2 protein-coding genes and 1 pseudogene are annotated in these 2,219 nt (G+C 63.7%); 1 reads left to right on the forward strand and 2 read right to left on the reverse strand.

The window, feature by feature from the left end; all coding sequences use genetic code 11:
- Positions 1 to 187, forward strand: a pseudogene (locus EN932_RS38545) (hypothetical protein); the annotation flags it as partial.
- On the opposite strand, the gene EN932_RS34535 reads toward EN932_RS38545, so the two are convergent.
- Together EN932_RS34535 and EN932_RS34540 are read right to left on the reverse strand one after the other, a co-directional pair.
- Positions 184 to 948, reverse strand: coding sequence for a phosphoadenylyl-sulfate reductase (locus tag EN932_RS34535; protein WP_024502838.1), 765 nt, complete (start codon positions 946 to 948; stop codon positions 184 to 186). The pseudogene EN932_RS38545 and the gene EN932_RS34535 sit on opposite strands and share 4 nt — an antisense overlap.
- On the reverse strand, positions 923 to 2,219 hold a 1,297-nt coding region (locus EN932_RS34540; protein WP_164890795.1), incomplete at its 5' end, for a nitrite/sulfite reductase. The genes EN932_RS34535 and EN932_RS34540, both read right to left, overlap by 26 nt.

The raw sequence follows: 2,219 nt of genomic DNA on the forward strand, positions 1-2,219 counted from the left end.
GTCCAGTCATCAAAAAGTTCCTAAACAGTCAAACGAAACCAAGGATGTGTTGAGATTCAGGTCAGGCTGCGCCGAAAATGGCGGCTTCCGAGAACCGGAGCGGAGCATACTTGAAGTACGTGAGCACCGGAAGCGCAGGAAGCCGCCGTTTGCAGGCCAGCCTTACCTGAATATCAGCATATCCTAAAGGGATGCGTCGGTCAGCGACTTCTCCAGCCCCGACAGGTGAATGCCGCACTCGGTCTTGGCATGACCGGCCCAGCGGCCGCTGCGCGCGTCCTCGCCCGGCTGCACCGGCTGCGTGCACGGGAAGCAGCCGATCGACAGATAGCCATAAGCGACCAGCGGATTTTCGCGCAGCGCATGCGCGCGCATATAGTCGGCCTGGTCCGATGTCGTCCAATGCGCCAGCGGATTGATGCGGATGCGCGGCCCGACCGCCTCGAACACCGGCAGCGCTGCCCGCGTCGCGGCCTGAAAACGCTTGCGGCCAGTGAGCCAGGCACGAAATGGCGCGACACCGCGCGCCAGCGGCTCCACCTTGCGCACGTCGCAGCAGGCATCGGTATCGCTTTGGTGCAGATTGCCCGTCGGATCGATCCGTTCGAGTGCTGCTTCCTCGGGTTTGATCACCCTTATGTTGGTCAGCCCGAAATCGGCGGCAAGCGCATCGCGATAGCCGAGCGTCTCCTCGAAATGCTTGCCGGTGTCGAGGAAGATGACCGGCAGCGTCCGGTCGATCTTGGCGATCATGTGCAGCAGCACGGCCGAATCCGCGCCGAACGACGACACCGCCGCGATCTCGTCGAGGAACAGTTCGCGGGCCGAGCGTTCGATGATCTCGAGCGGCTTCAGATGACCATAGAGCGCATCGAGCCCCGCCGCTTTGGCGGCGATGCCGTCATCGACGTCTCCAATACGGTCAAGCGGCCTTGGCTTCGCCAGCATAGAGCGCCTCCTTGAACGGCGCGGGACCGACTCGGCGGTAGGCGTCGATGAATTTCTCTTGTGGGTCGAGCCGAAGGCCGAGATAGGTCTCGACGATCTGTTCGATGGCGTCGGTGATCTCTTCCGAAGAGAAGCCGCGGCCGATGATCTCGCCGACCGAGGTGTTCTCGTCGGCCGAGCCGCCCAGCGTCACCTGATAGAGTTCGGAGCCCTTCTTCTCGACGCCGAGGATGCCGATGTGGCCGACATGGTGATGACCGCAGGCGTTGATGCAGCCGGAGATCTTCAGCTTCAGTTCGCCGATCTCGCGCTGCCGCTCAAGCGAGGCGAAGCGGCGCGAGATTTCCTGCGCGATCGGGATCGAGCGCGCCGTGGCCAGCGCGCAGTAGTCGAGGCCCGGGCAAGCGATGATGTCCGATATCAGGTTGGAATTGGCCGTCGCCAGGCCGATGCCGACCAGCGCATCATAGACCGCCTTGAGGTCGGCGCGGGCCACATGCGGCAGGATCAGGTTCTGCTCATGGCTGACACGCAGCTCGTCAAAGCCATATGTCTCGGCGATGTCGGCGATTGCGTCCATCTGGCTGTCCGAGGCGTCGCCGGGCACCTCGCCGATGCCCTTCAGCGAGATCGTCACAGCCGCATAATCGGGATGGCGGTGCGTCACGACATTCTGGTCGAGCCACTCCGAGAACCCCTTGGAATCGAGCCGCGCCAGCTTGACCGCCTGGTCGCCTTCCGGCCGCTCAGCGAGTGCCGGTGGCGCGAAATAGGCCTCGATGGCGCGGATATCGGCTTCCGGCAGCTTCAGCTGGGCGTCTTTCAACTCTTGCCACTCGGCCTCGATTTGGCGGGTGATCTCCTCGACGCCGGTCTCATGGACGAGGATCTTGATGCGCGCCTTGTACTTGTTGTCGCGGCGGCCATAGAGGTTGTAAACGCGCAGGATCGCCGTGCAGTAGGACAAAAGGTCGGCTTCCGGCAGGAAGTCGCGAATCTTGCGGGCAACCATTGGCGTGCGGCCCTGGCCGCCGCCGATATAGACGGCGAAACCGAGTTCGCCGGCGGCGTTCTTCCTCAGGTGCAGGCCGATGTCGTGGGTCTGGATGGCGGCGCGGTCGCGCTCGGCCCCCGTCACCGCGATCTTGAACTTGCGCGGCAGGAACGAGAATTCCGGATGCACCGACGACCACTGGCGCAGGATTTCCGCGTAGGGACGCGGATCGGCGACCTCGTCGGCGGCAGCGCCGGCGAAGTGGTCGGCGGTGACG

The organism is Mesorhizobium sp. M7A.F.Ca.US.002.01.1.1, from assembly GCF_004022955.1.
In the GTDB taxonomy this organism is placed as follows: domain Bacteria; phylum Pseudomonadota; class Alphaproteobacteria; order Rhizobiales; family Rhizobiaceae; genus Mesorhizobium; species Mesorhizobium ciceri.